Raw genomic sequence first — 26,464 nt, 5'->3', positions numbered from 1 at the left:
TAAATGATATTGACCAAAGGGAATGATAAACTTAAGTCCACCCAAGCTATTTACTAAGTGTTTCCCCGGTTTCGTTTGGAGCATTCCCAACGATAGCAATAGGCTGTACCTAACCTTCGACGATGGCCCCACCGAAGAGGTTACTCCCTGGGTGCTCGATACCCTTAAGCAGTACAACGTAAAGGCCACCTTTTTTTGCCTGGGCAAAAACGTTGAGATGCACCCCGATATTTTCCAGCGCATAATTGATGAGGGGCATACCGTGGGCAATCACAGTTACAGCCACCTTAAGGGATGGGAAACTCCCACGGGGCAGTACGTGCAAGATGTGGATTTGGCCAACGACTTGCTAAACACCACCTTGTTCCGCCCTCCCTATGGCCGTATTAAAAAAAGCCAGTCGCGCCAACTCCGCCAGCGCTACAAAATTATTATGTGGAATGTGCTTAGCATGGACTACAGCCGATGGGTTACCCCCAAACGCTGCGCCAATATAGTGCTAAACAACCTCCGCCCTGGCGCCATCATTGTATTCCATGACTCGGTAAAAGCCGAGGCGAATATGCGCTACGCGCTGGTAAGGGTTTTGGAAGAGTCTAGGAGTAGAGGGTTGGAGTTTGGGGGGGTGGGCAAGTATCCTTTATGATTCCTATGTTTCTTTGGATAAATAAATCTTCATTAAAATATCTTGTTCTTTTTAATGCATTATTAGACATCCGCTCATAAAGCAGCCTGTCTTTTAATATTTCATTAAGAAACCCATTAAGTTTTTTGAAATCCTTAGGGTTTACTTGAAAACCATTGTAATTATGCGTAACTAATTCTGTAATTCCTCCAACATTTGGAGTAATAGCAGGTAAGCTATAAGCCATACCCTCCAATACACTTAGCCCAAAAGTTTCAATCCACCTATCGGGGAACGACAAGTTAACTACTATATCAGCCCATTGATAATGTTCGTAAAGTTGAGGGCTAGCATAAAAGATTTCAAGGTTGGTCGGGAGAGTGTTTTTAAAATATTTTCGACCTTGTTTTGTTGTGGCATTTAAAACGAGTCGAAATGAAAATTGAGGGTTTTTACTTGTAAGCGAAAGAAATATATCGACGCCCTTGTATTCTTTTAAAGATGAAATCATTAGTACGTTTTTTGGGACTTTTTCTAATCTTAAATGAAACTTCGCATTTTCAACAAAGGTTTGTTCGAGAGCGTTATGCAAAACATGAGGCTGGTTCTGCCCATTATGTTCAAGTTTTAATAGAAAATCCGATACGTATATTGAGTCCGTGGAACATATTCTTGAGATATAGAAGAGAAACTTTTTTAAAAACACAGGCCTTATAGATGTCTCATGAATATGGTTTATTACTCTACAACCCTTAATCTTTCCAGCAATTGAAGCAGCAAAGGGCAGTACAGTATTCACATATACTATATCAGATTTTTTGAGAAAAACCAATGCCCTTATAAAAATTATCAATTGACTAATGCAAAAAGCTATCAATCTAAGGAATACATTATTAAAATATATATAGTGATGGTTATGATATATAACTCCTTCAATATTAGATAAAAAACCAGCACTGTTAGTTGATGTTACTATGCATACCTTAAGTCCATTATTAACCCAGCCCTTTGCCAGCTGCATAAGCACCTTAGGACTGCCGCTATAATCATTAAGTAAATGAAATGCATAGATTTTCATAGAAAAGGCCATTAATATATGAAGATTGATTTAGAATTTTACTAAATGCTTTTAAATTTTTTTAGGGATCAAATCTACTCAAAAGGTCCGATGTAATTCTAGAGATGTTGAATAGTTCAACTGCACATTTGTGAGCATTTTGACCCAGAGTCTTTCTTATGTTTTCATTTTCAAGAAGGCTGACCGTTTTTTTCTCTAACTCAAGCCAGTTGCAAGCAAACAGACAATTCTCATTATCGATAAGAAAATAATTTAAAACCCCATCAATTGGCTTGACAACCATTGGAATTCCACATGCCATAGATTGTAGCATAGCATTTGATAATCCTTCGGAATTAGAAAAATGCAAAAAAACATCGGATACTTTCAAAAAATCCTGTGGATTATCAACAAGCCCAAATAGAATTATTCTTTCATTAAGATTACTATATAGAATATTTTTCACTGTTTCTATTTCATTAGCATTGGATTTCTGTCCCCAAAGCAAAGGGTCTGCCTCCTTTATGCCAAGAACAATGTAAATGAAAGGATTTTTTATTCTTCCTAATACCAAAGCAATGCTATCATATCCTTTTCTGAAGCATAAATCACCGATAGAACATATAATTAATGTGTTCTGAGGCAATCCAATTTTATCTTTAAGAATTGTTTTTTCAAAAGTTGATGAGGGGCTAAAAGTGTCTATATTAATCCCAGAAGGTTTTTGGAATATTTTATTGGGTGGTAATCCTATGCTGGTCCACCGATTTCCAAAAGATGGGGTGGTGGCATAGTATATGGTAATATTTTTAAAAAGGAAGTGGCTAAACCTTTTTGATAAACTATCTCCAACACAAAGTGTTTTGGGATCGTCAAAGTCCATCAATGTTGACCTAAATACAATTCTTTTTCTTAACAATATGGATATTAATAATGTAGAGGTAAACCCTAACATTCTTCCAAAAATTATAACGGTATCAGATTTTAAGATTTGAAAAAATACAAAAGTTATGTAAAGCAAACGAGATAGGACTTTTCCAATAAAAGTTGATTTGTAATAAGGCGTCCTATATACTTTAACCCCATCTAGATAAGTCCTATTTTTTAGGGTATTTTTTGGATTTAGGCTTACAATTGTTACACTATGACCTTTTGAAACAAATTCTGATGATAGTGCCATTGCATTGTTGCCATCGCCTGATATTATAGGATGTACAAAAGAAACACATACTAGGATATTATATACTTTTTGTACTTTCACAAAAAATGAATTTATATGGTATCAGTTGTAATGACAGTTTTTAACGGAGAAAAGCACTTAAAATATTCTATCGAAAGCGTTTTAGCTCAAAGTTATAGAGATTTTGAGTTTATTATTGTTAACGATGGTTCTACAGATTTAACTGCCGATATCATTTCATATTACGCAACCAAAGATAATCGAATCAATCAAATTGACAATTCCCGATTAGGAATTCCTTTATCTGCAAATATTGGCATTAATCGAGCCAAGGGTGAATTTATTGCAAGGATTGATCATGATGATGTATGGGTTTCTAAAAAACTTGAGTACCAAGTTGAGTTTATGAACAAGTACCCTAATATTAAACTTCTTGGGTCTTCAGTAGTGCCCATTGACGAAGTGGGAAGAATGATAGAAAACATTAAAATGTTTAACGATTATAAAACCATAGATAGCCTGAAGTTTCGAAGGGAGATAATGAAGAATTGTCTTTTATGTCACTCGTCCTCTTTCTTTTGTAGGCGCACTTTCATTGAGCTAGGTATGTACAATCAATCATTCAGAACAAGTTTAGATTATGAATTGTGGACTCGATTTGCTGTAAAATATGACTGTTTTGTTGATGAAGTAATTTTAGTACATTATAGGGTATGGAATCAGAATATTTCTTCCACAAGAAAAAAAATGCAATTATTAAATTCTTTTAGGGTGAGGTTATTAATATTTTTAAGACTAGGCTTTAATTTCAATAATATCAAATTGTTTTTTAGGTTTATAATTCTTGTTGTATTAAAAGCATTTTTTTATTGGTTATTAGTAAAGCCGACAAAACGTATCTTTCTAAGATAAACAATTAACCGCCATTTTAAATTGCTTACAAAATGATGCAAGTGAAATTTTATAATTAAGGAAGCATTATTTTTCTTATAGTTGTTATAGGTGATATAGCCAAATGTTTGCATTTTTTTTCTAGTTTCTCTTTCAATATATGTAATCTCGAACAAAGAGAGATCGGTCTTCCAGGCATCAATTCTTTCAAAATGAGGCGGATGACCTACTAGAGAATGTTTGATAGATTCTTTTTCTAAGAAAAGTTCAAACTTTTCAGATTTATGAAAGTCTTTTCTTGATTCAGAAAGCAAAGGGATAAGTTGTTGTAGAATTGAGTTAATTGTTATTTCGCATTTATTGATCAAATTCTCATATTTAACCTCTATTATTTTCTCCTTGTTTCGTCTAAGAGTATGCAAATTGAAAATAAATGAGTTCCATTGTTTAGTAAATGTAACTGGGTTAATTGCTAATGGTTTATTCCTGTATGAGTTGTATGCTTTTTTTTGGGACAGAAATACCGCTCTTGGATCTCTTATTATAGCTAAAAAATTGCTATTAACAGGATAACTTTCTAAGATTTTCTTGTAGTGTAAAATACTTCTTTCTTTAAAAACAATTAATGAAGTTTTTCTGTTTTCATTTTTAGAAAACTGTATGAGTAGTTTGAAGAATAGGTCTAATCTTGTTGTAAGTTTTTCATTTAAAGGTGATAAATCCCATAATCTAAGTTTTGGGTCGGTTTTGCAAATAGAGTTGAATTTTCTTAGAAATATTGGAGAAACATTTTTTGATGGGTTTTTTAATAATAACCGAACTAAAACATCTGCTTCTGGACAAACAATAACACCCTCATAATTGCTAAGTTCTTTCAAAAGGAAGGTTGATCCAGAACGATCACAATATCCTATGAAAAGGAAAGAAACTTCACAGTGACTTTTTGTTAATTCAAATCTCATATCTGTAGTCTCTTAACAATGGATGTTTGCTCATTCTTTCATAAACATCCTCCACAATCTTTTGAGGCCAGAAAATGGAGTATCGAGTGATTTTTGGCTCAGTGAACACAATTCTACTGCAAGAATTCAAATACTTAGATGAGGCCTCAACTCCAATGAATGAACATAGTTGTGCTAGATGTAATCTAGGGTTTTTGATAAAATCCTCATGCTTTAAATCAATTAAATCTACATTAGGATCGTCTCTGAGTATAGATACCATATCAGCACTTTCAAAATATTGATCAACAACTCTTAGTAGATTTCTCTCATCGACCACATTTTTCTTTCTATTTCCCCCTCTGGCCCATGTTGTAATATTATCAAATGGGTTTCTGTAGATATGGATATACTTTATTTTTATTTTTATTTTTGTATTTAAAAGAAACCTTAAGTCAGAATTTGCTTGTAGAAGTAAAGAGGATGCCCATCCTTTTTTATCACCAATAACGCTTAGTTTATTGAATTTGCCCTGATGTTGCTCTTGTACAACATAGGAATAACCTGTGGATTGACGACCCTTGTTTGCGACTTCTTTAGAGTTTTTTATTAGCAGAGAAAACACCTGTTCTTTTGAAAACCCCTTTGTAAAGTATTGTAAGGCATTCAATTCTTGAGCTATAATTACATTTGGGTGAGCGTCAAGTAAAGAGCCAATTAAGCTGTGTCCACTTCTTGGATACCCAACGAAAAGTATAAAACATCTAATATCCCTAAAGTAGCTTCTTAAGAAAACAATAGCCAGATAGGACCATAAATAATCCTTTGCAAGCCGTATTAAAACCCTGATCCTCTTACCCATATATTTTGCTAAACCCCTTTTTTACAATAGAATATATTTAACACAAGAATATGTTTTCTTTCGTTCACCTATTATTTCAGACAGTTAATCAAAATAAAAAACATTTTAATGATTGCGTCAGTAAAGTTAATATGTTAACTTTATATTTTTACCAGGTATTTAGTAGATTAATAATTATTATCACAAAATATTACTTTGATGAGAACAGTGAAGATTATTTCCATTATAATATTTATATCTGTTGTCCAACTTTGTAGCATAACTGCTCAAAACTGGGAGTGGGCAAGGCATGTGACAGGCTCTGGTAATATTTTCAATCAGATAACAGCTATTGATGATATGGATAATATAATAGTAGCAGGAGCTAAGATCAGTACAACTACTTTTGTTGGATTCGATATTGAATTATACTCTATGGCCAATACTCCTTTCCTAGCAAAGTATCTTCCTGGTGGTAGTTTAGATTGGGTAGTCGGAATAGGTAATAATGATTTAACAAATATTAAGGGACTTACAGTTGATGCTTCAGGTAATATTGTTATAACTGGGTTGTTTCGCTCTGATACTGACGGCTTATGTGAATTTGAGAGTATCAACCCGTCAGATAATCAGTTTATTACAAGTTCTGGGGCGCAGGATGTCTTTCTTGCTAAATATGATAATAATGGGAATCTTATTTGGGTATATAATATTGCTCAGGGTACAGGTGATGATAGGGGGTTTGGTGTTACTACAGATGAATTTAACAATATATTTATTGGGGGTTACTTCAATAGCCCAACCCTCACATTAAAAAGCACTGGAGAAATCACTCCTGATCCAATAAATAAAACATTTGGGAATAGCTCTGGTGACGGTTTTCTTGCTAAATATGATAAAAATGCTGAATATCAATGGCACATTCATTTTGCATCAACAAAGTATGCCAGAGTGCTGGGTGGCATTTGTACAGCTGCAGACAACGGTGTCTACCTTGGCGTAGACTTCACTACCGATATTAACATACCAGGAGCTTCCGTTAGTGCTACTGCATTAGGGAATAAGGCTGTGGCAATTTTTCGTATCTTATCTAACGGTACAGTCTCTTGGGTAAGAACCGTTCAGGGTATGGAGGGGGGAGGAGTTAACATAACTCAAGGAACTAGGTTTTCTTCTGACGAAGAAGGAAGTCTTTATGCTGTTGGAGAAGGAAACACAACTATTTCATTCTCTAATGGCGATAAAGAAGAAGTTGTTAAATCTGCTTTTGGTTATGATGGTTGGATTGCAAAGTATATATCAAATGGAGACATTGAATGGGTTGAATTGGTTGGTGGAACTGGTGGAGATAAGATTAGGGATGTTTACACTCGTAATAAAGTTGTAAGTGTAGTGGGGAAGTTTAATGCAGATATACATATACCAAATTCAAATAATCCAGTTGATACACTCGTATATACTGGAGGTTTGGATGTTTTTCTTGTTAACTACTCGTCAAGTGGCCAATATCTTAGTTCAACATCACTTGGTGGTTATAATAATGAGGATGATGCGTCTGTCGTTTTAAGTAGTGCTGGTAATTCGTTCATAAGCGGTTCATTCACCTCTGAATACCTAAACATTCCAGAAATCGCTAGTTTTGTCAATGGTGGTGGCAAGGATATGTTCCTAGCCAAACACATCAATATCCACATCCTACCCACAGTTTCCGAAATCTCATGCTCCGAGGGGCATGATGGAACGCTTGGGCTTGAGGTTTTTGGCGGAGGTCAGGAGCCCTACTCATACGAGGTTAGCCTAGTTGGGGGCGATGAAATTGATGCCGGTGTATACTCCGCTCCTCTAAGCTATGACAATTTGGAGGCAGGGGTATATAAATTTACTGTTACCGATGATTTGGGCAGAACGGTTACCAAGTTTTACCACCTAATTGCACCCGACCCCATCGATATAAACGGAGTTGTAACCGATGTAACCGGTTGCTATGGTGGTGAGAATGGTGGGATTACCTTAACCGTTACCGGAGGTGTTGGTGAGTACACCTATTTCTGGGATACGCCTGATGGGTATGGGGTTGTTCCTACTTCACAAAACCAAAGCTCATTAACTGCAGGAACCTATGTGGTTACTGTTACCGACGAGAATGGTTGCTTTGCAACCGAAACCTTTGAGATAAAACAACCACTCCAAATCCATTTTGATGGGTCCATTATAACAGGTAACACGAGTTCAACACCAGCAAGTCCTAATGGCTCAATCGATCTTATGGTTAATAATGGAAGTGAACCGTATACTATAATATGGAAAGGTCCCAATGGTTTTGAATCTACTGATGAGGATTTGTTTGGCATACGTGGAGGAACCTACATTCTTAGTTTGTATGATGCAAATGGTTGTTTCAAAGACACAAGTGTTAATGTTGATGATAAGCATCTTTTTAATGCGAGGATAGTAGAGACCGTTAATCCTAAGTGTAAAGGTGGAAGTGATGGATTTGCTTCCGTAGACTTTTTTAACTCAACCGGTGGGGTAACCATTGAATGGAGTAGTGGGCAAAGCAATGTTATTACTGCAACAAATCTATCTGCAGGTGAGTACTCTGTTACCCTAACCGATGATATGGGGACTCCCTCAGACGCTAGCGATGATATTTCAATATCGCTTATGCCCGTACTTATTGGCGAACCCGCATTTGCATTAAGCGCAACACCTACAGTAACAAAAACTACCTGTCCAGCCGATAACGATGGTTCAATACAGCTAACCGTGAATGGCTGGTCGCAACCATACAACTTTAATTGGTCAACGAGCAGTGGCAGTGGTTTGGTCAACGAGCAAAAGGATCAATATAACCTAACCGTTGGTTCATACACATATTCAGTAACCGATAAGTATGGTTGCGTTGTGGGATCCTCAGTAAACCTTTCATCTAGCTACGCTGCACCTTCATTTACAGTTGATGTGAGCCCTGACACTGACGTTTGCGAAGGTACTGAGATTCTCGTTACTGCATCTTCAGGGTTTAGTTATCAGTTTTTTGTAGATGAAGTACAGCAAGGCGAGTTTAGTACAGTGAACACTTTTACTATACCAAACCCAACCAATGGAATGGTGGTGAAAGTTGTTGGGATGAATACGGCCGGATGCACAAGCCAAAGTGATGAGATTACAATTGCTGTAACACCCAATGTGGGTGAGCCAAGCTTTACTTCAGGTGCTTCAATGCTTTGTGCTGGTAGCTCCGAGGTTTACCTTGCTACAGCAGAGAACGCCGAAACTATCGCTTATTCTATCGAAAGCGGAACGGCTACCGTTAACCCTACCACAGGAGAGGTCTCTAGTGCTGATTCCGATTTCATCATTAGGGCAACGGCTACTGGAGTTAATGTTTGTGGCGAGAAGTATGTAGACTTAGCTGTTACCGTCAACCCCATCCCCTCGCCAACAATTAGTACCAGCGATCGCACAGACTGGACCGAAGGCGAGGAGGTTAGCGTTACCTTTACCGTTGATATTACCGATGCTGCATATCAGTGGCAAAAGGATGGTGCCGATATAGCCAATGCCACCAACGCAACTTATACTGCAACTTCACAGGGCGAGTATAGCGTTTTGGTTACCAAGGCTGGGTGCACTGGCGAGAGCAACAAAATTTCCGTTAACGTAACAAGCATTCCCACCTATACGGTTACCTTTAATGTTAAGGATCCGGGTCAGCAGCCAATTGAAAACGCACAGGTAAGCGTTAGCGGGTTTAGCCCGGTTGTAACCAATGCATCTGGTGTGGCAACAATTGACGCTGCCGATGGTACATATAGCTATACAATAACAGCTACCAACTACATTGACTACCAGAGTACCTTTACCGTTAATGGAGATAATGTGCAGCTGGCTATTAATATGGTTGCTGTAAGTGCTGACCTGAACGAAATCTCTGATATCAAGCTGTTCCCCAATCCGTTTACCAACGAGATTCGAATTTCCGATTCGCATAAGGTGAAACGTGTAGTTATCACCAATATCGCTGGTCAAAAGGTGATGGAGGTTCAGCTCGATGGCACCGACAGGATTAATACCCAATCGTTATCCTCAGGAGTTTACCTCTTGCGTATTGTATCGCATGATGGCGAGAGCGCCATTTACCGAATGGTAAAGGATAACTAATATTAGTCACGTTTATTGAAGCCCCGATTTTTTCGGGGCTTTCTTTTTGGTGTTGCCCCAAATGAGCTTGCTCAAATCTTTGGCAATTGAAACTATTGGCCTATTTTTACACCAACCAAACAACCCTTTTAAATCATGAATGTACTTTTACTCGGTTCGGGAGGCAGGGAGCATGCCTTGGCATGGAAACTTAGTCAGAGCCCAATCCTTAGCAAGCTATTCATAGCACCCGGAAACCCAGGAACTGCTACGCTGGGAGAGAATGTTGATGTTAACCCTGTAGATTTTGCCGCTATCAAGCAGCTGGTTATTACCAAAAGCATAGAGATGGTGGTGGTGGGACCCGAGGATCCTTTGGTTAAGGGCGTTCATGATTTCTTTTTGGCCGATGATGATCTCAAACATATCCCAGTAATAGGGCCAACCCGAGCAGGTGCCATGCTCGAGGGGAGCAAGGATTTCTCCAAGGGTTTCATGATGCGACATGGTATACCAACGGCTCAATACAAAAGTTTTTGCAGCAGCCAAAAGGATGATGCAATGTTGTTCCTTAAAACTCTTAAGCCACCCTATGTTCTTAAGGCCGATGGGTTGGCGGCTGGTAAAGGAGTTGTTATTTCCAGCGATTTAATAGAGGCCGAGGATACCCTAAACCAGATGTTTGGAGGCGAGTTTGGCGATGCTGGTAATACCGTTGTAATTGAGGAGTTTTTGCAGGGCATTGAGGTGTCGGTATTTGTACTAACCGATGGCGATGGATATGTAATACTTCCCGAGGCCAAGGACTATAAGCGTATTGGCGAGGGAGATACAGGCCCCAATACCGGTGGGATGGGAGCGGTTTCGCCCGTTCCATTTGCCAATGCAGAGTTTATGGCTAAGGTCGATGAGCGTATCGTTAAGCCTACCATCGAAGGGCTAAAGGTGGAGGGTATTCCCTACAAAGGGTTTATTTTTGTTGGCCTAATGAATGTGAGTGGCGATCCCTTTGTCATAGAGTATAATGCTCGTATGGGCGATCCCGAAACACAGGTGGTTATGCCTAGGCTTAAGACCGATTTGTTGGAGCTGCTTGTGCTTACATCTCAGGGAAAGCTTAGCGAGGCTGAGGTGGAGTTTAATTCACAGTCGGCAACAGCAGTTATACTTGTATCTGGTGGGTATCCGGGCGATTACTCTAAAGGAAAAATTGTATCGGGCGAGTTTGCCATTGATAACGGCCTAGCTTTTCATGCTGGCACCAAGTATGTGGGAGATAAGCTGGTTACTTCGGGTGGCAGGGTTATGGCTTGCGTGGGCATTGCCAATAGCACCTCCAGTGCGCTTGAGGTATCGTATAGCCTAGCCTCTAAGATTGATTTCGAGAATAAGTACTTTCGTCGTGATATAGGAAAGGATTTAGTGTAAACCAATATTTAATTGTAGCTCCTATGTTGCTAAAGTTTTTTAGGAAGCCTCTCCCTGGAGTTCTGGTGTCGATTGTGGTGTTAGGTGTAGCAGCTTGGCTTAAATCTCTTTTCTGGGGAGGCGAAGTTGCCGATTTCTCCTACTATAAAATGCCATTATATGCCCTTTTGCAGTCGATTATACCCGTTGGAAGCATCTGGGGTAGCCTACTTACACTTGGTTTAGTTATCATCAACGGCTCTCTGCTAATCCAGCTTAACACCCGGTACATACTAATTAAGAACCGAACCTATTTACCCTCCCTTTTTTACATCATAATTTGCTCTGGCTTCATTTCGTTGCAAACTCTCAACCCTGCAGTTTTTGCTGCTTTTTTTGCAATACTAACAGTCAATAGTTTGTTTGCATCGCTGGCAGGAAATTCCCTCGACAGGCTGTTTAAGGCTGGTTTTTACACAGCATTGGGTACGCTTTTCTACCTGCCCACCATTATACTATTTTTGCTAATTCTTTTTTCAATAGTTATACTAAATGTAACCTCAGTAAGATCCTGGCTGGCGGCTACGCTAGGTTTTGTAACCCCCTTGTTTTTTGGCTGGTTTTTCTACTACTACTTTAACGACGATATGGCCCTAACCACAATCGTCTTCAATACCATAGCCGATGGGGTGGCCTTTAGTTTTTTTGATACTGGACTAGCTTTCGTTGTTTGGTTATCTTTTGCTCTATTTATGCTTTTAGTAACGGGTGGGTTTGTTGTTTCGGGCTTACCAACACAAAAGATCAATGTGCGAAAGTACCATAGCATATTTCTAATTATGATACTTTTGGTGGGGACTGCTACTATTGTGGTTCCATTCGTATCAGCCGAAACAGTATTCCTGTTCGCAATTCCCTTCTCGTACTTTCTTTCAAGCTACTTTACCTTTGCCCGGGGTCGGATTTTTCCGGAGATACTTTTTGTTACCCTTTTGGTTTTGGTAATTCTAATGCAGTTTATACCAAAATAAAAAAGCCCGCTAAACAGCAGGCTCTATTTTGATAGTTTTTCTTAATTCTATATAATTAGCATTGCATCGCCATAGGTTCCAAATCGGTATTTCTCCGATATGGCCAGCTTGTATGCATCAAAAAGAAAATCGTAGCCTGCAAAAGCCGATACCATCATGAGTAGGGTTGATAGCGGCAGGTGGAAATTAGTAACCATGGCATCGGGAACGCTAAATTCGTATGGAGGGAAAATGAACTTATTTGTCCATCCGGCAAAAGGCTTCAGGTATCCATCGGTTGAAACTGAACTCTCGAGGGTTCGAAGCACTGTGGTTCCCACAGCACAAATTTTACTCTTTTGGTCTTTTGCTGAGTTCACAATTTTTACGGCATCTTCGGGTATGTTTATCTGCTCCGAGTCCATTTTGTGCTTGGTTAGGTCTTCCACATCAACGCTGCGGAAGTTTCCTAGGCCTACATGAAGGGTTATCTCGGCAAAATCTACCCCTTTAATCTCGAGCCGTTTTAGGAGCTCGCGGCTAAAGTGAAGTCCAGCGGTTGGAGCAGCAACTGCGCCCTCGTGCTTGGCGTATATGGTTTGGTAACGCTCCTTATCCTCGGGGGTAACCTCACGGCGAATAAACTTTGGTAGCGGGGTTTCGCCCAAACGGTAAAGAGTGCTCTTAAACTCCTCGTATGTTCCATCAAATAGGAATCGGAGGGTTCGGCCACGGCTGGTGGTGTTATCAATAACCTCTGCTACCAGCACATCGTCGTCGCCAAAGTAAAGCTTGTTCCCTATGCGTATTTTACGGGCAGGGTCAACCAGTACATCCCAGAGGCGTTGCTCCTTGTTTAACTCCCTAAGTAGAAAAACCTCTATCTCGGCGCCAGTCTTCTCCTTGTTACCGTATAGTCGAGCAGGAAAAACCTTGGTGTTGTTAAAAACCATCACATCACCATCGTCAAAATAGTCGATGATATCTTTGAACACCTTGTGCTCAATGGTTTTGGTTTTTCTGTTAAGCACCATTAGGCGCGATTCATCGCGGTTTTCGACAGGGAATTTTGCTATCAGCTCTTGCGGTAGGTTGTACTTATACTGGGATAACTTCATTGAAAAAGAGTTTATTTAAAAGAGTTTGCAAAGGTAACTACTAAATATGCACATTGGTTCAAACCACAGCATATTTTTTTTTGATGTTTTCGTTGATTACTAGGAAAATCCAGTGGTTATGCGCACTTATGGGCACTGTGCACCTTATACGGAGCAATATGAAGTTGGTTACATTGCCTCAATATTTTTTTCAAAATCTATTAGGGTAAAGGCATCTTCTACCCTAAAATCGCCGATGGCGGTTCGCCGCAACTCAACCAGATGGGCACCGGAGTCAAGTTTTTCACCAAAATCGCGGGCTAAGGCCCTTATGTACGTTCCTTTGCTGCACTTAACTTTTAGCGTAATCTTAGGATGTTCGTAGTTAATAACCTCCAAATCGTAGATAACAATGGGCGATGGCTCGAGCTGCATATCTACACCTTTGCGGGCAAGCTTGTAAGCTCTGCCACCGTTAACAAACTTTGCAGAGAATAGAGGCGGTATCTGCATCTGTGGCCCTACAAAGCTTGCCACCACATCGTTAATCTTCTCTCTGGTTATGTGCTCGGTTGGGTACTTATTATCTATTTCCGTCTCCAAGTCGAACGATGGAGTAGTTGCACCTATATAGAATGTAGCGATGTACTCCTTTTCCTTATCCTGTAGTAAGGGTACCTGCTTGGTTGCCCTGCCAACGCACACAATAAGAAGCCCTGTGGCCAGTGGGTCGAGCGTGCCAGCGTGCCCCACCTTAATCTTTTTGTAACCTAGGCGGTGGTACAGCAACGAGCGAACCTTGCTTACAAGGTTAAAGGAGGTCCACTCCAGTGGCTTGTCGAATAGCAATACCACCCCCTCTCTCCAGTCCGTTTCCTTATCGAATGTGAACCTCATATATTTTTAGAGTATGAATGAAGCTATGGCAATGGAGCCAACAACGGCACAGTATATGGCAAACCAGATAAGCCTTTTTTGCTTAATTAGCGAAATCATTAGTTTGCAGGCAAACAGACCCACAACAAATGCCGAGACAAACCCAACAGCCAATGGCATAATACCTACACCTGCCTCGGACGAAAAATCGCCAGAAACAATATCAATAAAATTGGCACCAAGTATGGGCAGCAATACCATAAGGAAGGAGAATCGAGCCACTTCGGGTCTGCGTTTACCCAGCATAAGCCCAGTGGCTATAGTTGCCCCTGAACGCGATATGCCTGGCATTACAGCTAATGCTTGTGCAATACCAATTACTAATGCATCAAAAAAGTTTATATCGCGCTCCTGTTTATGCTTAATTACCATCGATAGGGTGAGTAGGGTGGCAGTAACCAACAACATAAATCCCACTAATAGGAGGTTCCCATCGAAGAACCCCTCCACGCTATCCTTGAAAAATACCCCCACAATTCCAACCGGAATCATTGAGATGAGTATTAGGGCTACAAACTTCGTTTCCTCGTTCCATTTAAACTGAAAAAGCCCCTTAAACAGGGCCACAATATCTTTCCAGAACACAACTATTGTGCTTAGCACAGTGGCGCTGTGTACAGCAACAGAAAAGCTGAGGCTTTCCTCAACATCAACTCCCAGCAACACCTTGCCTATCTCTAGGTGACCGGAACTGCTAACGGGTAAAAACTCGGTTAGTCCTTGAACTATTCCAAGGATTAGGGCCTGTAAAAAATCCATCGGTAAAAAATTTTATGGTTTACTCCTTGGTACTCGGTCTCTTCATGATGGCATATATCTGAAAGATAAAACCAAAGAGAACAATTATTGGCGCTAGGGTTATGCGTCGAAAGCTGAATATTTCTTCGTTGAATACGTTGGGGCCATCGGAGCCACCTCCAATCATAAGCACAAAACCGATGATGATGATTCCCAGGCCAATAATCATGAGCTTGTAATTTTCTTTCCCCAGGGGAAACATATCGGCGGTTGGCTTGTCCTGCTGTTTTTGTTGATTTTTTGACATATGCTGTTGTGTTTTGTTTAGTAGTATAGCTCGTCGGCTTTAAGTCGTAGGTACTTGCCAACGGCTAGCGACGTGGAGATAAGGTTAATAATGATGCCCAATAGGATTATGAGACCCGTAATGGCTAGCATTAGTCCAATTTGGCCAAAGTTTATTACTTCGTAAAACTCATGCTGTACAAGGTATATAACTCCACCAAGCATTGCGAGCGACAGTAACGATGCGTAAAAACCATGGAGCATTCCTCTAACCAGGAAGGGTTTGCGTATAAAACCCCATGTGGCACCTACAAGCTTCATGGTGTTTATTAAAAACCGTTTGGAGTAAACCGATAGCCTTATGGTGTTGTTTATTAGCACAATGGCCACAAATAGCATGAGCCCACTAAAAAGTAGGATTATGGCGCTAATTTTCTGAACGTTTTCGTTTATAAGGTTTACTAGCGATTTTTGGTAGAAAACCTCTTTCACAGGCCTATGAGCCATAAGCTCATCCTCAATTTTCCTTATGCTGTCGGGGTTGGCGTAGTCGGCTTTTAGCCTAACCTCAATGGATGAAGACAAGGGATTATATCCAAGGAAACCAATAAAATCTTCGCCCAGCTCCTGCTGTAGCTCGCGTGCAGCTTCCTCCTTGGTTACATACTCGGTTAGCCGCACGTAGGGCGATGCGTCTAGCGTTTTGCGGAGGAAATTGGCATCCACTTCGCGAACATCATCATGCAGAATCACCGAAAACCCTATGTTCTCCTTAACATAGGTTGATAACCTTTGGGCATTAAAGATAAGCAGCATTAGTACGCCTAGCATAAATAGTACTAGCGCATTGCTAATGATGGATGAGAGGTACGAACTCCTCAGTCGCCATTTGGTGCTTCGTTTTTCTGCCTTCATAGTGGGTGCAAAGTTAGCTTAACTATCGTGAAATGATACCAATAATCGATTTCTAATTTTCGGTGCGCCACATTTTAAACAGGTTAAACCCAATCCAACCAACAACCAGCAGCATGATTAGTAGGGAAGATGCTAAATCTACAGCATATCCTGCCCTAAACATTTTGGGCTTGTACTCAAATACCACCTCGTGGTTTCCACCTGGGAGCATTGCCCCCCTAAGTACGTAGTTTACTCTTATGTGTTCAACTTCTTGGCCGTCAATTGTAGCCTGCCAGCCAACGGGGTAATGAATTTCGGAAAAAACCGCTAGCTTATCGCTATTCGAACTGTACTGGTAGGTAAGCCTATTGGCTCTATAGTCAGTTAGCTGTATAAACTCTCCCTCGGTTGGCTTAGCATTGTAATCGCTAAGATTTGATGCAAATCGTTTATCTACAATGGCTGTTGTTTGCGGGTCGAAATGGTTGAGCGCTTCAATCTCCTGGTCGGCATTCTCAACAACCATAACATTCTCAACAAACCAAGCGTTGCCCAGTGCCGATGGGTTGAGGCGTGCCACCTGACCCTGCTCGGTGGCATCAATCACATACCGAGTGTTGAGCATGTTAATAACCGCCATATTTCCGCGTGATATGTGGTAGTCAATCAGCTCCTGATACCTCCTTAGCTTAGCGCCATGGTACCCTCCAATCGATTTGTGGAAGAACGATGTGCTGGCATCGTTAAAGGTGCTTACCGTTCGGTTGTAAACCCTAAAATGCGGGGTGGTATCGGCAAGTATCTGCTTGTCGGCCCCGCTTGGGGTAAATGGAACCTCAACCCTAGCTTGGGGAACAAAGTTGTCGTTGTTTAGGTATCGACGATTTACCGTCCACATATCGGCTATAATTAGCACGCCTAGTAAGGCTATGGAGTGTGTAAGTTTCACCTTTTTAAGATGATATGCGTAGAGCAAGCCGGCACCCAGCACAATAAATGCAAGGGAGCGAAATGCATCGGCACGCATCATGGCTTGTCGGTCGTGCCTTATGGCATCGAACATCTCGGCAGGATATCCAGAGGCTATGTAGTGCTGGTCAATATCGGCCTCGAAGCTGAAAAGTGAGCTACCCAGCAATAGGAAGAATAGGCATATTCCCCCAGCAATACCAGCGGCCCATTTTAACCCCTTTACAAACTGAGCCTTCGAAACGTTACCCTGAAAAATCTCCTTAAGCCCAAGAATAGCCATTAGCGGAATGGTTAGCTCCGCAATGTATAATATCATCGATACAGTTCGGAACTTGTTGTAGCCCGGGAAGTAGTGGAGGAACAGGTCAGTTAATGGCATAAAGTTTCTTCCCCAAGCAAGCATAATGCTCAGAATTGTTACACCCAGCAACGCCCATTTTAGGTTGCCTCTAAGTATGAATAGCGAAAATATGAAAAGGAATACCACAATGGCCCCAAGGTAAACTGGCCCTGAGGTCATAGGCTGTGGACCCCAGTATGCAGGTAACTGCTTAACAATTGCCCTAGCCTGACCCTGGGGTACACGGTTCTCAATAAGAAATTTGTAGGTGTGAGAGTTGGTTCCAAAGTCGGCTCCCGAGGCGCCACCCATAAGGTTTGGAATTAGCAGGTTTAGCGTTTCGGTTACCCCGTAGCTCCAAGCGGTAGCGTACTCCTTGTCAAGCCCCGATGTTCTATCCTCCTCGCGAGTACTCAGCTCGGTAGCTCCACGAATGGAGTATTTACCCGACTCGTAGGTGAAGTATAGCCTCGAGAAGTTTGCCCCAACAGCAAGTACGGCGGCAAGTGCAAGTACTCCAACGGCCTTGGCGTATGGTTTAAGGTTTTTCGATTTAAGAGCATCTACAAGGTAGGCAATGGCAATGGCAATTCCAATAAATGCGGCGTAGTAAGTAATTTGAACGTGGCCAGCCCTTAGGTTTAATCCAAGGAACAGGGCAAATAGCGCAAACCCGCCCCAGTACTTCCCCTTAAAAGCCATAAATGCTCCGGCAAGCATTGGCGCTACGTAGGCAATGGCGTGCATTTTGGCGTTATGGCCCGCCTCAATAATTATAAAAAAGTATGATGAAAATGCGTAGGCAAATGCTCCCACTATGCTTAGCCACGGGTTAACCCCAAGCACCAGTAGTAGGATGTAAAACCCAACCAGCGTAACAAAAATAAAGCTGCCGGGGTGTTTAGTAAGCTGTAAGGCTTTGTCGACAAAAGAAAGCAGGTTGCCCGAAAACTTAGTGGATATGAGGTATGCTGGCATCCCACCAAACATAGAGTTGGTCCACAGGGGTTCCTCTCCATACTGCTCGCGGTGCTCAATAATTTCTTGTGCCGATCCTCTGAATTGCTGAATGTCATGCTGCACAATACCCTTGCCCTGCATTAGGGGAAAAAAGTAGATGCTGGTGGCTGCGAAAAACAGAAGGATGGCTACTGCGTGGGGAATAGATTTTCTGATAATTGGTTTCATCTGTGCCGAGGTTTACTGTAACTGCCCTTAGAATCTTCAAAAATAGTAGTTTTTGGGTTAACAGCTGTTTTAATTTTTGTGAAATTTGCTTTGTGAGCCTTCGTAAAAAAGGGGGTGCTTATGTCACCCCCATTAAATACTTTGTGCTGATAGCTAAAGCAATTTAGAATAGCCCGTGGATTTGAGCATCAATCTTATTGATGATAGAACGTAGGTCGGCTGGGTTTTCAGAAAAATTCAGGTTGTCAACCTCCACTATCAGAAGATTCCCCAGCTTGTACCCACCAATCCAAGCCTCGTATCGCTCATTTAATCGTTGTAGGTAATCTATTCGGATGCTCTTCTCGTAATCGCGCCCTCGTTTTTGAATCTGGTTTACAAGGGTTGGAACAGTCGCCCTAAGGTATATTAGCAAATCGGGGGGCTGAATTAGTGAGCACATGAGCTGGAACAGGCTGCTGTAGTTGTTAAAGTCGCGGGTAGACATTAAGCCCATGGTGTGCAGGTTGGGAGCAAAGATATATGCATCCTCATAGATGGTTCGATCCTGAATTACCTGTTCGCCCTTGCGGCGGATCTCCACAATTTGGTTAAATCGGCTGTTGAGGAAGTATATCTGGAGGTTGAAGCTCCAGCGCTGCATATCCTCGTAAAAATCGTTTAGGTATGGATTGTCGTCAACATCCTCATATTGCGGTTTCCAATTGTAATGCTTCGAGAGTAATCGAGTAAGGGTAGTTTTCCCTGAGCCAATATTCCCTGCTACTGCTATGTGCATAGTTTCTAGTTGAGTAAAGATTTTATAGACTTATTATGAATGGTTTAAAAATATAAAAACAAAATGGGTTTTGCTACCTAATAATCCAATTTTTCGCAGCGAAGTAACTTTTTGTTCTCGTAGCGCATAGGTTTTCCGTTGATAACTAGAGGGGAAATGCTGTGGGGGCAGTGAAATAATTTTGGTTCCGATTCGAGCCGGGTAAGCTGCCGCTGTTCAATGTGATTCTCGTTGAGTGTCCATAGATATTTGTCATCAACCCAAAACCACTCGTTGTAAATTAACTCAATAGGTTCCAGCGTTGTTCCATAGCTGTCGATTCGTTCGATACGTTGGCTGGCTATTCCGATGTAAATAATCCCATTTCGCTCAATCATTTTGATTGGTTGCTGGTTAGATTGTGTTTGGGCTAGAGCTATCTTTTGGTCAACACGGGTGAGCTGAGGGTTTATTTGCAGCAGCTCATGACCCTCGCGATGGTAAAGCCACATTCCCCCTCTGGCCGAACGGCACGCAAGCGAAATTTCCCCTACACCAAGGTCTATTAGGTTAACAGGTTTTCCAATGGCTATGCCGTTATTGGAAATGATTATTACCTGTTGATGCTGTTGGTAGAACAGCATTATACGAAAGGGGTCGGAGCAATCGAGTGATGTTGGATTGCCAAGGTGCGCATTGTAGTAGGTTGCTAACACCTCTCCATCGTCGCTTATCCTTTGCACGCCATTGCTGGTAACAATCCATATGTTACTATGGTTGTTACTCTGAGATGATGATCGTTCGTTGGCTATGCCCAAATTGATGTGCAGGCCGAGACATGCTATTGCGAAGAGGAGGTGCCTCACTAACCACATAGGCTATTAATTATTCGCCGATTTCAGCAATGCATCAACATACTCGCGGGTATTCGACAGGCGAGGAACTTTATTCTGCCCGCCCAGCTTGCCGCGTTCCCTCATCCATTTAAAAAAGGTTCCCCTGCTCATTACCCTAACCACTGGCTCCGATAGCGTAATGCCCTTGTAACGTTTGGCTTCGTAGTCGGAGTTGATGGAGCACAAGGCGTTGTCTAGTGCGGTTGTGAAGAAGTTTAGGTCGTTGGGTTCTTTTTCAAACTCAATTAGCCATTCATGTGCGCCCTTGGCCTCGTCGCCCATATAAATAGGGGCGGCAGTGTAATCCTGAATAAGCGCACCCGTTTTTTCGCATGCAACTTTAAGGGCTTTCTCGGCATTGTCAATAATTACCTCCTCGCCAAATGCGTTGATGTAGTGCTTTGTGCGGCCTGTTATTTTAATTTTATGTGGAAATGTGGAGGTAAACATTACCGTGTCGCCAATCATATAGCGCCAAAGCCCTGAGTTGGTGGTTATAATCATAGCGTAGTTCTTATTCAGCTCAACCTCGCTAATGGTGCAGGCCTTAGGGTTTGGCGTTCCGAACTCATCGAAAGGAACAAATTCGTAAAACACGCCGTAGTCGAGCATAAGCAGCATGTCGTAGCTGTTGGGGTCGTCTTGTATGGCAAAGAAGCCCTCGCTGGCGTTGTAGGTCTCCATATAGTGCATGTTGGGCGAGGGGATTATCTTTTTAAACTGCTCGCGATAGGGCGTAAAGCTCACGCCTCCGTGGGTGAACAGCTCCAGGTTTGGCCATATCTCCAGCAGGTTATTCTTGCCGGTTACATCGAGTATATGCTTAATCATTACCAGATTCCATGAGGGGACTCCGGCTAAATTCGTAACGTTCTCTTTAAGCGCCTCTTCGGTTAGCTTCTCGAGTTTAACTTCCCACTCGGGTATTAGCGCCACCTTTTGGCTGGGGGTGCGAATAAAATCGGCCCACCAGGGGATATTCTCAATAAGTATGGCCGAAAGATCGCCGTAGTACGACTGGTTATTGAAGTTGTCTACCTGATGGCTGCCTCCAAGGGTAAGCCCTTTTCCAGTAAATATTTCTGTTTCGGGGTACAAGTCTGTGTAAAGCGCAAGCACATCTTTGCCACCCCTAAAGTGGCATTCGTCTAGGGCATCTCTACTAACGGGGATGAATTTGCTCTTGTCGCTAGTGGTTCCCGACGATTTGGCAAACCAGCGAATTTCGCCTGGCCAAAGCACGTTGGCTTCACCTTTCCTAAGCCTATCAACATATTGCTTTACTCCTTCGTAGTCAACTATTGGCACCTGTCGCTGAAACTGCTCTATGGATTTTATCTCGCTAAAGCTATGCTCTATACCAAAGGCTGTACCTTTGGCTCGCTCAATCAAACTTTTAAAAATATCCTCCTGTACTTCGCAAGGAAATCGCCTAAATAGATCTATTTCATGGAGTCGCTTGGTGTTTAACCAGTTTATGATTGATGGTAGTATGGGCATTTTTAATGTTTTGACGGTTAACCACAAAGTTATAAAAAATGAGACGATATCCATGGCCAGATGGGGCTAACCTACTGTTAAATAAAGGTAAAAGAAGTTGCAGCAGGCTCTATGCTTAACTACCTGTTTATTCCAGGAATAGATATTCCTTCGAAGGTACGATACATCTCGAGAGCGTAAACATCTGTCATCCCCGACACAAAATCAACGGCTGCCATTAGGTTTTCGTATTTGCTCGCTTTAGGAGTGACATATTGCTTGGGTATAAGTCGAATAATTTTGTGGTTGTAGCTGTCGGTGGGATCGAGCAGGGCGGGGCAAATTTTGTTAAGTAAGGTGCTAAGGATTTTATAGCCAGCCAGCTCAATTTCAATAACCGTGGGGTGATTGTACACTAGGTTTATGGAGATATCTTGGATTCTTTTAAGTGCTACACTACCAACCTCGTCGAGCTGGTTTATAAGAGCTGGTACTTGATTCCCTACAATAATATCGTTGTAGCTGCGGATAAAAGCTTGGGAGCACTCCTGTGTTAGCTTGCCAATGGCCATGGAGCGAAGGAACGCAATCTGCTCGTTATGGTCGGTAACATCCGCAAGGGTTTGGTTTATGCTCGATATCCACGAGTTATCCTTAGCGCTATCGAAAAAGGCCATGAATAAATCCTTAACCTGCTCGGTTGGTAGTATGCCCAGCTTATGAGCATCATCAATATCCATGAGTTGGTAGCAGATATCATCGGCGGCTTCTACCAGATATACCAGGGGGTAGCGAGCGTAGCTTAAGGGAGTTTGCCCTACTTGTGGTATGCCCATTTCGCTTGCAATATGGCTGTACCACTCCTTCTCGGCTTGGAAAAAGCCGAACTTTTTCTTGCTCTCTAGGGTCGACTCCCACGGGTATTTAACTATGGATGCTAGGGTTGGGTAGCTTAAGCGAAATCCACCCTCACGCTTGCCCTCCATTTTGTGGGTAAGTAGCCTAAGCGCATTGGCGTTTCCCTCGAAACGCACCAGGTCGTTCCATTGCCCCTCGGTTAGGTCGCTTTTTAGAGTGCTCTCGTTGTTTCTGAAAAAGTTACGAATTGCTTCCTCTCCGCTATGGCCAAATGGGGGGTTTCCCAAATCATGCGATAGGCATGCTGTGGAAACGATGGTTGGGATCTGCTCAACCAAATCGGAAAGGTTGGTTTTTACATTCTTCTTGATGAAAGGGACAACATTGTTGCCAAGGCTTCGGCCAACGCTTGCAACCTCCAGGCTATGGGTTAAACGATTGTGTACAAAAACGCTGCCGGGCAAAGGGAATACCTGCGTTTTGTTCTGTAGCCGCCTAAATGGTGAGCTAAAGATTATCCGATCGTAATCGCGCTGAAAATGTGAGCGGGTTTCCTGTTGCTGGGTGCTTCCCTCTTTCCATCCAAAGCGTTTGGGGCAAAGCAATTTTTCCCAATCCATTGTGTGAAGCGTCGACAAGGCTGATTTGTTTTTTGGTTTGGAACTATTCTTTAACCAGGTTGGTAATATTGTTTGATATCTTTAAGATTTTGTACACTTCGCCCTTGTCGTTCTTAATTGGGGTGTAGGTCTCTTGAAAAACATACGTTTTCTCGTGAACCGTAAATCGATTAACCTGTTTTTGAGGAAGCCCATTCCTAAGGTTATTCCAGAATGTATCGTACTCATGCTTTTGCGCCTTGCTAAGTTCCATCCTGTCGGTATGATGGGTGCCAACAACCTCGTCCCGCGTTAATCCAAGCAAGCTTAGGTAAGCTTCGTTAATTGATGTGATGTACCCAAGCGTATCGTACTCAATAACAAAACTCGAGATATTTAGCGCATCGATAAAACATTGCATTTCGTTGGTACGCCGTGCCGACTCCTCCTGGGTGGCCTGTAGTTCCTCCATATTCTGCCGCATCTCCTCTTCCTGCGCAAGCATCTCCTCGGCCTGTTGTTGGGTTTTGGTTAGCAGTTCCGTTGTTTTGATGTTTACCCTTACAGATGTTATGGTTGATGCGATGCTTTGGCCAACCTTCTCGAGGAATTCGACTTGGTATGGTTGGAATTCGTTGAATGATGCGATCTCAATTACTCCAAGCACCTTCTCTTCCATCATCAAGGGAACTATTATCAATGCATTGGGGTTGCTTTTACCAAGTCCCGATGTTATTTCGATGTAGCCATCGGGGATTTCGGTTAGCACAATGGTTTTTTTCTCAATGGCACAGGCTCCAATTAGCCCTTCGCCAAGCAGCACCTTTTTTTGTTTGTACTTAATTCTATTGTAGGCTATGGCTGCGTTAAGCTCAAAATGGGGTTCCTTGGGGTCGTCCTCGTTAAGCAGGAATAGCCCCCCCTGATTGGCTTCGAGGGTTTGAACCAGCTCCCTAACAATCGACCTGGAAAGGGTCTCAATGTTATCATTATCTTGCCTAAGAATTTCGGCAAACTTGGCTAGCCCTTCGTTTGCCCACCTGCGCTGTTGATCCTCCAGCTTGCGCTTGGTGTTTTCCTTTTCGGCTTGCTGCAAGTTGTTGCGCATATCAAGCAGTGCTTTGCCAAGAGCGTCCTCAGTGCTGTTGGTGTTGAATTCGGCATTAAGTTCGCCTTTGCCAATGTGGGTCGCAAAATCGACTTTTTTACCCAGCGCTCCAATGGTGGTGTTTAACGCGGCTATCATTTCGGCAATCTCGTCGTTGGAATTTGCCTCAAGCAACATATCGTTTGATACGTTGCCCTTGGCCAGCCTTTTTAGCATTCCGGTTATGGCAACAATGGGGTTAGTGATTGTTTTGGAGTAATAGATAATGATTGTCGTTAATATCAGCAGACCAAGCAGGCCAACAATAATGGATATAGTAAAATTTTGATTGGCCTGCGCAAGTATTGTAGCTCTGGGTACCACCACCGCCAAAGACCAAGGGCTTCCTGTTTGCCCAACAACAATTGGTGTTAGGGTAAAAATTGAGGTGGTATTGTTTTCGTCCTTAGTTTGGAACATCACCTCCTGTCCGTTGGCAACTCTTTGGGGAACGTCGTAGTTGTTAAATACAACCTCGTAATCCTCCATTGAGTTGGCGCCCAATTTGTCGGCATTTAGGTGAGCAACGTATTTTAGGTCGTTGGACAGAAGAAATGCATAGCTGTTTTTGAAGGGGCGTATTTGGTGAATTAGGTTGTAAAAACTTTCAAGGGCTATATCAACACCTACTACTCCAATAAAATTTCCGCTCTTCAGTAGTGGCACCACAAGGCTAGTCATAAGCCTGTTGTCCTTTTCGTTGCCTGTAAAGTTGGCAAAGTATGGATTTTCAATCCTATCGTAGGGGTTGTTTTTAATCTTTGCATAGGCAGGGCTATCGCCCGTTAGGCTAGCAAGGTAAAAACGACTTTTGATCTGGCTACCTTCGCGCCACAGCTCGGCTTTATAGCGGCCATAATTTTTGTTGTAATTGGGGTCAATATGTTGAAGTTCCCAACTGTCCCATATGGAGAGAAGGTGTGGTGTTGTTTCCATTGCCTCCTTGTACATTGCAGGGAACACCTCTTTCCATTTCTCGTCATCGAGCATCGAGTAGGTCATTGCAGCGTTGGCCAGGGTTTTGGTTGTGGCCAGATCCTTTTCGAGCATCGCCTTCATGTCCGAAGCGTACTTCTGTGCAGTTACCCGGGTAACGGCAATGGCGTCGTCCATCGCTGCTTTTCGAGCACGTGAACTAATGTAGCCAATGGCCACTGCGTAAATTATGGCAGTAACCCCAACAACCGTTAGAATGATCTTTTGCTGAAGATTAAACTTTCGCTTCATAAACATAATGTTTTTAAAAAAGATTGCATACCTCAAAGGATATGGGGTATGCAGATTTTTTATACTAATGCCGAGAAGGGGATTTAGGCAAAACCTTGAAGCTTTCGAGTTCTAGGGGTAATACACATAAACGGAATTCTTTGAGTTGTTTTATCCTTAGAATCTCTGGCGTAGGTATCGAATTTGTCGGCCATTATCAGTATGAGGTCTGCATCAATGTTGTTGGCAAACTTTATAACCTCATCACGAAACGTATTTTGGCGTTTGGCGGTTTTTATACCATACACAATTTTGTTTCCGTCCAACATCTTTTTAGTAAAGTAGATGTTGTTGGCCATATTGCGCTTTTTCCCCTCGTCGGAAATGTAAGGTTTAATAAGGTTGATGTTGCATTTATAGTATTTGGATAGGTAAATTATCCAATGCAGTATTTCTTTGTACTTCTTGTCGTAGTCAAGCGGTACAACAATCTCAATGTAATGCGAGTGAACCGGTGCTGCCTCGGCAATAAGGAAAGGAATGTTAAGGTTTTTAACCGTAAGCTTCCGCAAGAAAAGATTTGTATCGTACTTTTTCTTTTCGAATGTGTATGTTTTGAATGAAACGATAAGATTTAAGTTGGCAGTAGTAATAAGTTCCTTAATTATTTTGGTGGGGTCTCCCTCTAGCACCATGGAGAAGATGTGGCATTTGGTTTGCCTTGCTATCCGATCCGCTTCAGCTTCGAGCCGTCTTTTAAGTTGCTCGGTAGCCTCGGGCTTAGCCGATTTCTTGCCAAGCAGAGAGCTGAGCCAAGTAATGGGCATTATGTGGAGCAGAAGGATGTCGTTGCCAGCAACTTCGGCAAGCTGTATGGCATGCTTTAGAGCAATTTCTGACCCCTCGGTAAAATCCCATGGAACCAGCGCAACTTTTTTGGGCGTATTCATACTACAAGCAAATTTATGAAAACA

Annotated in this window: 21 protein-coding genes; 5 read left to right on the top strand and 16 right to left on the bottom strand. The window is 42.1% G+C overall.

Annotation, left to right across the window (positions count from 1 at the left end; translation table 11 throughout):
* Positions 1-22: 22 nt before the first annotated feature.
* On the top strand, positions 23-646 hold the full coding sequence (locus tag G8O23_RS03225) for a polysaccharide deacetylase family protein (RefSeq protein ID WP_166361696.1): 624 nt from the start codon (positions 23-25) through the stop codon (positions 644-646).
* Here G8O23_RS03225 and G8O23_RS03220 read toward each other — a convergent pair.
* Both G8O23_RS03220 and G8O23_RS03215 read right to left on the bottom strand, forming a co-directional pair.
* Entirely contained in the window at positions 597-1,703 is a 1,107-nt protein-coding gene (locus G8O23_RS03220; protein ID WP_166361694.1) for a glycosyltransferase family 4 protein, read from the bottom strand. The two genes, G8O23_RS03225 and G8O23_RS03220, sit on opposite strands and share 50 nt — an antisense overlap.
* Positions 1,704-1,764: 61 nt before the next feature.
* Positions 1,765-2,943 carry a glycosyltransferase family 4 protein gene (locus tag G8O23_RS03215; protein WP_166361692.1) on the bottom strand — a complete coding sequence of 393 codons (1,179 nt, stop codon included), beginning with the start codon at positions 2,941-2,943 and terminating at the stop codon, positions 1,765-1,767.
* A 15-nt stretch (positions 2,944-2,958) separates the two neighbouring features.
* Between G8O23_RS03215 and G8O23_RS03210 the strand changes: the two genes are divergently transcribed.
* Entirely contained in the window at positions 2,959-3,774 is an 816-nt protein-coding gene (locus G8O23_RS03210; protein WP_166361690.1) for a glycosyltransferase family 2 protein, read from the top strand.
* Here G8O23_RS03210 and G8O23_RS03205 read toward each other — a convergent pair.
* Both G8O23_RS03205 and G8O23_RS03200 read right to left on the bottom strand, forming a co-directional pair.
* Positions 3,729-4,715, bottom strand: coding sequence for a sulfotransferase (locus tag G8O23_RS03205; RefSeq protein WP_166361688.1), 987 nt, complete (start codon positions 4,713-4,715; stop codon positions 3,729-3,731). The two genes, G8O23_RS03210 and G8O23_RS03205, sit on opposite strands and share 46 nt — an antisense overlap.
* A complete protein-coding gene (locus tag G8O23_RS03200; RefSeq protein WP_166361686.1) occupies positions 4,705-5,556 on the bottom strand; it encodes a sulfotransferase domain-containing protein in 852 nt (283 codons plus the stop codon). The genes G8O23_RS03205 and G8O23_RS03200 overlap by 11 nt, the downstream gene beginning before the upstream one ends.
* Positions 5,557-5,754: 198 nt before the next feature.
* On the opposite strand from G8O23_RS03200, the gene G8O23_RS03195 reads away from it, so the two are divergent.
* The 3 genes from G8O23_RS03195 (at position 5,755) to G8O23_RS03185 (ending at position 12,116) form a co-directional block, all read left to right on the top strand.
* On the top strand, positions 5,755-9,699 hold the full coding sequence (locus tag G8O23_RS03195; protein WP_166361684.1) for a T9SS type A sorting domain-containing protein: 3,945 nt from the start codon (positions 5,755-5,757) through the stop codon (positions 9,697-9,699).
* A 135-nt stretch (positions 9,700-9,834) separates the two neighbouring features.
* On the top strand, positions 9,835-11,106 hold the full coding sequence (gene purD / locus G8O23_RS03190; protein WP_166361682.1) for a phosphoribosylamine--glycine ligase: 1,272 nt from the start codon (positions 9,835-9,837) through the stop codon (positions 11,104-11,106).
* A gap of 23 nt (positions 11,107-11,129) precedes the next feature.
* Positions 11,130-12,116, top strand: a complete 987-nt coding sequence (locus G8O23_RS03185; RefSeq protein WP_166361680.1) for a hypothetical protein — start codon at positions 11,130-11,132, stop codon at positions 12,114-12,116.
* 47 nt (positions 12,117-12,163) lie between these two features.
* Here the strand turns inward: G8O23_RS03185 and queA are convergent, their stop codons facing one another.
* From queA to G8O23_RS03125, 12 genes are all read right to left on the bottom strand, one after another.
* On the bottom strand, positions 12,164-13,213 hold the full coding sequence (gene queA / locus G8O23_RS03180) for a tRNA preQ1(34) S-adenosylmethionine ribosyltransferase-isomerase QueA (RefSeq protein WP_166361678.1): 1,050 nt from the start codon (positions 13,211-13,213) through the stop codon (positions 12,164-12,166).
* 168 nt (positions 13,214-13,381) lie between these two features.
* The gene (gene truB / locus G8O23_RS03175) at positions 13,382-14,089 is read right to left on the bottom strand and encodes a tRNA pseudouridine(55) synthase TruB (RefSeq protein ID WP_166361676.1); all 708 of its coding nucleotides are present in this window, start codon (positions 14,087-14,089) and stop codon (positions 13,382-13,384) included.
* 6 nt (positions 14,090-14,095) lie between these two features.
* A complete protein-coding gene (locus tag G8O23_RS03170) occupies positions 14,096-14,887 on the bottom strand; it encodes an undecaprenyl-diphosphate phosphatase (RefSeq protein WP_166361674.1) in 792 nt (263 codons plus the stop codon).
* Between the two features lie 19 nt (positions 14,888-14,906).
* A complete protein-coding gene (locus G8O23_RS03165; protein ID WP_166361672.1) occupies positions 14,907-15,173 on the bottom strand; it encodes a DUF3098 domain-containing protein in 267 nt (88 codons plus the stop codon).
* A gap of 17 nt (positions 15,174-15,190) precedes the next feature.
* Positions 15,191-16,066, bottom strand: coding sequence for a cell division protein FtsX (locus G8O23_RS03160; RefSeq protein ID WP_166361670.1), 876 nt, complete (start codon positions 16,064-16,066; stop codon positions 15,191-15,193).
* 52 nt (positions 16,067-16,118) lie between these two features.
* Positions 16,119-18,548, bottom strand: a complete 2,430-nt coding sequence (locus G8O23_RS03155) for a YfhO family protein (protein ID WP_166361668.1) — start codon at positions 18,546-18,548, stop codon at positions 16,119-16,121.
* Between the two features lie 163 nt (positions 18,549-18,711).
* Positions 18,712-19,326 (bottom strand): deoxynucleoside kinase, encoded by a 615-nt coding sequence (locus G8O23_RS03150; RefSeq protein ID WP_166361666.1) that lies wholly within the window; start codon positions 19,324-19,326, stop codon positions 18,712-18,714.
* A 77-nt stretch (positions 19,327-19,403) separates the two neighbouring features.
* A complete protein-coding gene (locus G8O23_RS03145; RefSeq protein WP_166361664.1) occupies positions 19,404-20,180 on the bottom strand; it encodes a hypothetical protein in 777 nt (258 codons plus the stop codon).
* Positions 20,181-20,186: 6 nt separating this feature from the next.
* Positions 20,187-21,701, bottom strand: a complete 1,515-nt coding sequence (locus tag G8O23_RS03140; protein WP_166361662.1) for a GH3 auxin-responsive promoter family protein — start codon at positions 21,699-21,701, stop codon at positions 20,187-20,189.
* A gap of 119 nt (positions 21,702-21,820) precedes the next feature.
* Positions 21,821-23,158 (bottom strand): deoxyguanosinetriphosphate triphosphohydrolase, encoded by a 1,338-nt coding sequence (locus G8O23_RS03135; RefSeq protein ID WP_166361660.1) that lies wholly within the window; start codon positions 23,156-23,158, stop codon positions 21,821-21,823.
* 43 nt (positions 23,159-23,201) lie between these two features.
* Positions 23,202-25,511, bottom strand: coding sequence for a GAF domain-containing protein (locus G8O23_RS03130; RefSeq protein ID WP_166361658.1), 2,310 nt, complete (start codon positions 25,509-25,511; stop codon positions 23,202-23,204).
* An 83-nt stretch (positions 25,512-25,594) separates the two neighbouring features.
* Entirely contained in the window at positions 25,595-26,440 is an 846-nt protein-coding gene (locus G8O23_RS03125) for a universal stress protein (RefSeq protein ID WP_166361656.1), read from the bottom strand.
* Positions 26,441-26,464 lie beyond the last annotated feature (24 nt).

Origin of the sequence: Perlabentimonas gracilis, assembly GCF_011174675.1 — a bacterium.
GTDB classification, from domain to species: domain Bacteria; phylum Bacteroidota; class Bacteroidia; order Bacteroidales; family Tenuifilaceae; genus Perlabentimonas; species Perlabentimonas gracilis.
This window is presented reverse-complemented; position numbering and strand designations above follow the sequence as displayed.

Bases quoted from the DNA above. Each gene is read 5' to 3' on its own strand.
- truB (WP_166361676.1), bottom strand. From the start codon at position 14,089: ATGAGGTTCACATTCGATAAGGAAACGGACTGGAGAGAGGGGGTGGTA.
- G8O23_RS03170 (WP_166361674.1), bottom strand. From the start codon at position 14,887: ATGGATTTTTTACAGGCCCTAATCCTTGGAATAGTTCAAGGACTAACC.
- purD (WP_166361682.1), top strand. From the start codon at position 9,835: ATGAATGTACTTTTACTCGGTTCGGGAGGCAGGGAGCATGCCTTGGCA.
- G8O23_RS03125 (WP_166361656.1), bottom strand. From the start codon at position 26,440: ATGAATACGCCCAAAAAAGTTGCGCTGGTTCCATGGGATTTTACCGAG.
- G8O23_RS03155 (WP_166361668.1), bottom strand. From the start codon at position 18,548: ATGAAACCAATTATCAGAAAATCTATTCCCCACGCAGTAGCCATCCTT.
- G8O23_RS03160 (WP_166361670.1), bottom strand. From the start codon at position 16,066: ATGAAGGCAGAAAAACGAAGCACCAAATGGCGACTGAGGAGTTCGTAC.
- G8O23_RS03225 (WP_166361696.1), top strand. From the start codon at position 23: ATGATAAACTTAAGTCCACCCAAGCTATTTACTAAGTGTTTCCCCGGT.
- G8O23_RS03135 (WP_166361660.1), bottom strand. From the start codon at position 23,158: ATGGATTGGGAAAAATTGCTTTGCCCCAAACGCTTTGGATGGAAAGAG.
- G8O23_RS03145 (WP_166361664.1), bottom strand. From the start codon at position 20,180: ATGTGGTTAGTGAGGCACCTCCTCTTCGCAATAGCATGTCTCGGCCTG.
- queA (WP_166361678.1), bottom strand. From the start codon at position 13,213: ATGAAGTTATCCCAGTATAAGTACAACCTACCGCAAGAGCTGATAGCA.
- G8O23_RS03130 (WP_166361658.1), bottom strand. From the start codon at position 25,511: ATGAAGCGAAAGTTTAATCTTCAGCAAAAGATCATTCTAACGGTTGTT.
- G8O23_RS03165 (WP_166361672.1), bottom strand. From the start codon at position 15,173: ATGTCAAAAAATCAACAAAAACAGCAGGACAAGCCAACCGCCGATATG.
- G8O23_RS03195 (WP_166361684.1), top strand. From the start codon at position 5,755: ATGAGAACAGTGAAGATTATTTCCATTATAATATTTATATCTGTTGTC.
- G8O23_RS03200 (WP_166361686.1), bottom strand. From the start codon at position 5,556: ATGGGTAAGAGGATCAGGGTTTTAATACGGCTTGCAAAGGATTATTTA.
- G8O23_RS03185 (WP_166361680.1), top strand. From the start codon at position 11,130: ATGTTGCTAAAGTTTTTTAGGAAGCCTCTCCCTGGAGTTCTGGTGTCG.
- G8O23_RS03150 (WP_166361666.1), bottom strand. From the start codon at position 19,326: ATGCACATAGCAGTAGCAGGGAATATTGGCTCAGGGAAAACTACCCTT.
- G8O23_RS03210 (WP_166361690.1), top strand. From the start codon at position 2,959: ATGGTATCAGTTGTAATGACAGTTTTTAACGGAGAAAAGCACTTAAAA.
- G8O23_RS03220 (WP_166361694.1), bottom strand. From the start codon at position 1,703: ATGAAAATCTATGCATTTCATTTACTTAATGATTATAGCGGCAGTCCT.
- G8O23_RS03205 (WP_166361688.1), bottom strand. From the start codon at position 4,715: ATGAGATTTGAATTAACAAAAAGTCACTGTGAAGTTTCTTTCCTTTTC.
- G8O23_RS03140 (WP_166361662.1), bottom strand. From the start codon at position 21,701: ATGCCCATACTACCATCAATCATAAACTGGTTAAACACCAAGCGACTC.